Consider the following 5,940-nt stretch of genomic DNA (forward strand, 5'->3'; position numbering starts at 1 on the left):
TTAAAGAGTTAAGCGAAGTAGATAGCGTCATAAGCGAACACAATGCATTTTTGGATAAATTTTACGCAGAAAATAAATTTATCTGCTCGGGGCGTAAAATCCCGCGTAGCGGCGGCATCATCTTGGCAAACATTAAAGATCGCTCGGAGCTTGACGAGATTATCGGACAAGATCCGTTTTTTAAAAACGGTATCGCAAAATATGAAATTACCGAGTTTTCGCCGACGAAATTCGTACCTGATTTTGAGCGGCTTTTAGGCGAGTAAACGAACTGGGCAAGCTAAGGTTAACCGGCTTGGGTAATTATTAATAAAATTCAAAAAGGCAAACGACTGCGACTGGATTTGCGCGTTTGCCTGCAATAAAATTAACCTTTAACGGTGCAGTTTAAAATACGGTCGCCTTTTATAAAATTCTCGTTTAAAATTTAAAATCAAAAAAGTTGGTTTCTCTTCGTAAACTTAAAATCTAGCCAAATTTAAAGAAACGGCTAGCTTAATTTAATATACGTTTAGTCACCAACGCTCTTTTAAAATAAATTTATAACAACCACTCCGGCTCCTATCATGCCTATGGCGATGATTGCGGGCAAATCAAGCTTTTGCCCCATAAAAAATAAGCTATCGCCGATTTCCTCTTTGAATTGATAAGGGGATTATAAACTCAAATTTTAAATATGTAAATTAACTATAAATAAATTAAAATTTAATCCTCCGCGCTGCTTTTGCAGGCTTAAATTTGATGGAGAAAGCGATCAAATTTGACCTTGACCGCATTTAAATTTTAGTGCTTGTGATGAGGGCAGGCGTACGTTTCGTCGCTTACGCAGCTTTTTTCATGATGAGCGCAACCTTTATGCTGCGCGCAGCCTTGCGCTTTCGCGTAGCATTTTGGGTATAAGTTTGATTTGGCACTCTCGCCGCCGCAGCCGTGACTTTTGTCCGCTCCGTGATTTCCGTGATGAGGGCACTCTTTGATCGCTGCGTGAGACTGTGCGCAGCTAGCGTTCGCCATGCCGTGATGCGGGCAGCTAGCGTCTTTTATCTGCGTAGCATGGCGATACTCCGGCGCGTTTTGTTCGGCGGGAGCCGGTTTGTTTGCCGCGCAGCCTGCAAAAAATAGCGCCAAAATCGCAGCTAAAACTAAATTTTTCATCTTTTCTCCTTTGATAAAATGTCCTGCGATTTTATCAAATTTAAGCTTTATAAATCGGGTTAAATTTGAGCGGACGGCAAAAACGGGTAAATTTAAAAAGCCGCGGCAAATTTGACGCCGCGGTTTATGCAGGAGAGCGGCTATCTGTGGTGGTGCGAACCGTCGCGCCTGTCCTGATGATGCTTGGACACGTCGCGGCCGTCTTTGCGAGCGGACTTTTTATGGCGCAACGAGACACCGACGCCCCGTCTAGCGCCAAAAGGGCTAAATTTCTTGGCCTGGTCGCGTTTTTGCGGATTTTAAAATCATTTCTTTTCCTTCGCGTTGAGGCGCGAAACGATATCCGCAAGAAGTTAAAAACGCGAATTTATCAAAGATAAAAGCGTTTTTCGCTAAACTCGCGTAAAAAATTTAAAGGAAAAATTTGAATAGACTAAGCGTGGACGAGGCGGTAAATTTGATAGAAAACGCCGAGCTAAACGGGCTTGGAGCGATGGCTTTAGCGCGTAAACGCGAGCTGCATCCCCAGGGCGTCACGACATTTATCGTAGATAGAAACATCAACTACACGAACGCGTGCTGGGTGGACTGTAAATTTTGCGCGTTTTACCGCGATCATAAGGACGAGGACGCCTATGTTCTTAGCTTTGACGAGATCGGACAAAAGATCGAGGAGCTCATCGCTATCGGTGGGACGCAAATTTTGTTTCAAGGCGGCGTGCATCCGAAACTAAAAATCGAGTGGTACGAAGATCTCGTGGAGTTTATCGCGAAAAAATATCCAAGCATCACGATTCACGGATTTTCCGCGGTCGAGATCGACTATATCGCGAGGATCTCGCGCATAAGCACTAGGGAAGCGCTGCGCCGTCTGCGAGAAAAAGGACTCTACTCTATGCCCGGAGCCGGAGCAGAGATACTTAGCGACCGCGTCCGAGACGTGATCGCGCCTAAAAAATGCGACGTAGAGACTTGGCTGCGCATCCACCGCGAGGCGCACGAGGAGGGGCTAAAGACGACGGCTACGATGATGTTTGGTACCGTCGAAACCACGCGCGAGATCGTGGAGCACTGGGAGCATATCAGGAGCCTGCAGGACGAGACGGGCGGCTTTAGAGCATTTATCTTGTGGAGCTTCCAGGGGCTAAACACGCGCCTAGCCGCCGAACGTCCTGAGATCAAAAAGCAAAGCTCGAATCGCTATTTGCGCCTGCTTGCCGTCTCTAGGCTGTTTTTGGACAACGTACCCAACATCCAAAGCAGCTGGGTCACGCAGGGTAGCTACATCGGGCAGCTGGCGCTATTGTTTGGCGCAAACGATCTAGGCAGCACGATGATGGAGGAAAACGTCGTCAAGGCCGCGGGCGCTAGCTACCGTATGAATCAAGACGAGATGATACGCCTCATCAAAGACATCGGCGAAAAACCCGCCAAACGCAATACCAATTATGATATTTTAGAAAGGTTTTATTGATGAAAATCATAAATTTAAAAGCCGCAAATTTACAAATCCCTACCGTTTACGAGGCTAGTAAAACCCTGCCCGCGGTAAGCCTAAAGCTTATTTTCAAGGTTGCCGGAGCTTGCGCAGAGGAGAAGGCCGGGCTTGCTAAATTCGTCGCTAAAATTTTTGACGAAGGCACGCTAAGCAAGGGTGCGGCGGGCTTTGCTAAAGAGCTTGAAACGCGCGCGATTAGCCTTTACGCGAGTGCTGGATTTGAGACCTTTACGTTTGAGCTAAACTGTCTAAAGGAGCACTTTTCTTTTGCGCTTGCCAAACTAAAAGAGCTTTTGGAGGAGCCCAATTTAAGCCAAAAAAGCTTTGAGAAAGTGCGAACTCTGACTCTAGGCGAGATATCTAGCAACGAGAGCGACTACGACTATCTAGCTAGAGTCGCGCTAAACGGGCTGCTGTATCCTGGTACGAATCTAGCGCGCCCAAGCATCGGCACGAAGCAAAGCGTGGAGAGCATCACGCTAGAGGACGTTAAAAATTTCATCGCTAGCAAGCTTGATCTGGCAAATTTATTCGTAGTGCTGGGCGGCGAAGTGACGCAGGGGGAGCTAAATTTAGACGAGATTTTAAGCTCGCTAAAGCATGGCGAAGTGCGCGAGCTAAAGCTTTTTAAAACCGATGAAAAATGCGGCGAAAAAGCCATCATCAAACCTAGCGAGCAAGCCTATATTTACTTCGGCGCGCCTTTTGACGTTTCCCGCGAGGAGCGATATAAGGCTAAGGTCGCGACGTTTATTTTGGGCGAAGGCGGCTTTGGCAGTAGACTGATGGAGGAGATCCGCGTAAAGCGAGGGCTGGCGTATTCGGCGTATGCTAGGAGCGAATTTGCGCTCAGCCATTCTCAAATTTGGGGCTATCTACAAACCAAAAACGAAAGCAGGAGCGAGGCGGTCGCGGTCGTGAAAGACGAATTTGCAAAATTCGTCAAAAACGGCGTGAAAGCCGGCGAGCTAGCGCAGGCTAAAAGATTTTTGTTAGGCTCGCAGCCGCTACGCCAAGAGACGCTTTTTAACCGCTTAAACATCGCTCAGAGCGAGTTTTATAACGGCTTTAAACTAGGAAATTTTAAAGACGAGCTAGAAAAAATCTCGAAGCTAAAGCTTGCTGAGCTAAACGCGTTTATCGCGGAGCACGCAGAGATAGAAAAGCTCAGTTTTGCCGTGCTTTACAATGAAATTTGATGAAAAAGACAGAATAAATCTAAAAAAAATCGGCGTAACCACTCTGCTCGATCTAGCGCTAAAGCTTCCTAAAAGCTTTGAAGATACGAGCCTGGCCGCCGCACCAAAAGACGGACACGTGAGCGTCGCCGTAGAGATAAAAAGCGCGTATCGCCAAGGCGGAATGCTGCACGCCGTATGCTGGTGCGAGGCGTGGGAGCAAAACGTCAAAATCGTGATTTTTAACGCCAAGCCTTGGCATCACGGCGCATTTAAGGTCGGCAAAAGCGTGTTTGTGAGCGGCAAATGCGCCTACGCCTACGGCTCGTGGCAGCTAACCAATCCCAAAATCGTCACAAAAATAAACGAAATCATACCCAAATACAAACTCTCTCTCAGAGACGATTCGTTTAAAAATTTGATCCAAAAATACGTAAATTTGTCAAATTTGCTAGAGGCGGGACTCGCGCCTAAAGAGGCCGAGTTTTTGCTAGATCTGCACAGAGGAGACGAAAAAAGTGTGACGATGCTGGACGCACTCGTTCGCGAAAAAGCGGGCGAAGAGGTGTTAAAATTCGTCGAAATTTACAACTATCTAAAAAAGCTAAACGCTAAAAAAACTCACTTTAAGGCGCCTAAAATCAATCTTTTTGATATCTCGGAGTGGCTTAAAAATTTGCCGTTTGCGCCGACAACCGATCAGCTAAACGCTATCGCCGATTTGCGCGCGGACTTTAGCGGCGAGGAGGCGGTGCGACGCGTCGTGATGGGCGATGTGGGCAGCGGCAAGACGCTCGTTATGCTAGCTGCCGCGCTTAGCGTCTATCCCGGCCCCGCGCTCATCATGGCGCCCACGTCGATACTAGCCGAGCAAATTTACGCCGAGGCGGCGCGTTTGATGCCTGATTTTATGCGCGTTTTGCTTGTTAAAAGCGGCGACAAGCCCGAATTTGACGGCGTAAATCTCATCATCGGCACGCATGTTTTGCTCTATCAAAGCTTGCCCGCAGCGCCTTTGGTGATGATAGACGAGCAGCACCGTTTCGGCTCAAATCAACGCGAGAAAATCAACGCTCTAGCTAGCGGAGGGCTTGGACAAGACCCGCAACTTGACGGGGCGGAGGGTGAATTTGAGGGTAAATTTGACGGCGGCGAGCAGACAAATTTGACCGCAACCGCGCCCGAAAAAGGAAATAAGCAAACAAAAGCGGCGAACGAGACTAGGGCTCACGTGGTGCAGTTTTCGGCAACGCCGATCCCTCGCACGCTAAGCATGATACAAAGCAGCTTCGCGGAGTTTAGTTTCCTGCGGCAGATGCCTTTTGAAAAGCACATCCACACGCAAATTTTACAAAGCGCAGACTTTGGCGAGTTGCTAGCGCATATCAAAGTACAAATCGCCAAAGGCAAGCAAGTCGCCGTGATATATCCACTCGTGGAGGGCAGCGAAAGCTCAAACTATCAGGGGCTGGAGGAGGCGCAGGGGTTTTGGCGGGCAAATTTTACAAACGTCTACGTGACGCACGGCAGAGACAAAGAAAAAGAGCAAGTGCTACGTGAATTTCGCGAGCGCGGCGACGTGCTACTATCGACGACGGTGGTCGAGGTCGGCATCTCGCTGCCCAGGCTTAGCACGATCGTGATCGTGGGCGCGGAAAGACTCGGTCTAGCAAGCCTGCATCAGCTGCGCGGACGAGTAGGGCGAAACGGCGGGAGCGGATTTTGCTTTTTGTTTACGAAGCTTAAAAATCCGCCGTCGCGCCTGAGGGAGTTTTGCGAGACGCTGGATGGCTTTAAGATCGCCGAGATAGACCTCAAAAATCGCCAAAGCGGTGATATCCTAAACGGCGCGTTTCAGCACGGCGCGACGTTTGAATACTACGACTACGAAGAGGAAATCACGCAAGCTGCCAAAGATAGGGCGGGGCTTGGGTAAAAAGCGATTTAACGCTAATTTCAAGGCCTTAAAGCGCGTATTTTTGATTACGGCAAATTTTATAAGAGCCTTAAATTTAGCCTATTTGGATTGCTTGATACGCCCCTAGAATTGACGCATTTTAGCGACTTTACGCGGGATACTAAATTTAAAACCGCCAGTAAGCCGTGAAA

6 protein-coding genes are annotated in these 5,940 nt (G+C 48.2%); 5 read left to right on the top strand and 1 reads right to left on the bottom strand.

The genetic code is table 11. The features are described 5' to 3' along the window. A partial coding sequence (locus RYL88_RS10935; RefSeq protein WP_314991257.1) for a YciI family protein occupies positions 1 to 266 on the top strand: 266 nt, incomplete at its 5' end. Between the two features lie 517 nt (positions 267 to 783). On the opposite strand, the gene RYL88_RS10940 is transcribed toward RYL88_RS10935, so the two are convergent. Beyond that, entirely contained in the window at positions 784 to 1,155 is a 372-nt protein-coding gene (locus tag RYL88_RS10940; protein WP_314991259.1) for a hypothetical protein, read from the bottom strand. 65 nt (positions 1,156 to 1,220) lie between these two features. Between RYL88_RS10940 and RYL88_RS10945 the strand changes: the two genes are divergently transcribed. The 4 genes from RYL88_RS10945 to RYL88_RS10960 are packed head-to-tail and all read left to right on the top strand — an operon-like array spanning position 1,221 to position 5,767. Beyond that, positions 1,221 to 1,535, top strand: a complete 315-nt coding sequence (locus tag RYL88_RS10945; protein WP_314991261.1) for a hypothetical protein — start codon at positions 1,221 to 1,223, stop codon at positions 1,533 to 1,535. Between the two features lie 44 nt (positions 1,536 to 1,579). Further along, complete coding sequence (locus RYL88_RS10950; protein ID WP_314991263.1) at positions 1,580 to 2,629, top strand: dehypoxanthine futalosine cyclase; 1,050 nt, start codon at positions 1,580 to 1,582, stop codon at positions 2,627 to 2,629. Then, positions 2,629 to 3,852, top strand: coding sequence for a pitrilysin family protein (locus RYL88_RS10955; protein WP_314991265.1), 1,224 nt, complete (start codon positions 2,629 to 2,631; stop codon positions 3,850 to 3,852). Before RYL88_RS10950 ends, RYL88_RS10955 begins: the two co-directional genes overlap by 1 nt. After that, positions 3,842 to 5,767, top strand: a complete 1,926-nt coding sequence (locus tag RYL88_RS10960) for a DEAD/DEAH box helicase (RefSeq protein WP_314991267.1) — start codon at positions 3,842 to 3,844, stop codon at positions 5,765 to 5,767. The genes RYL88_RS10955 and RYL88_RS10960 overlap by 11 nt, the downstream gene beginning before the upstream one ends. The last annotated feature ends 173 nt before the right edge of the window (positions 5,768 to 5,940 follow it).

The sequence above is a fragment of the uncultured Campylobacter sp. genome, assembly GCF_963517995.1.
In the GTDB taxonomy this organism is placed as follows: domain Bacteria; phylum Campylobacterota; class Campylobacteria; order Campylobacterales; family Campylobacteraceae; genus Campylobacter_A.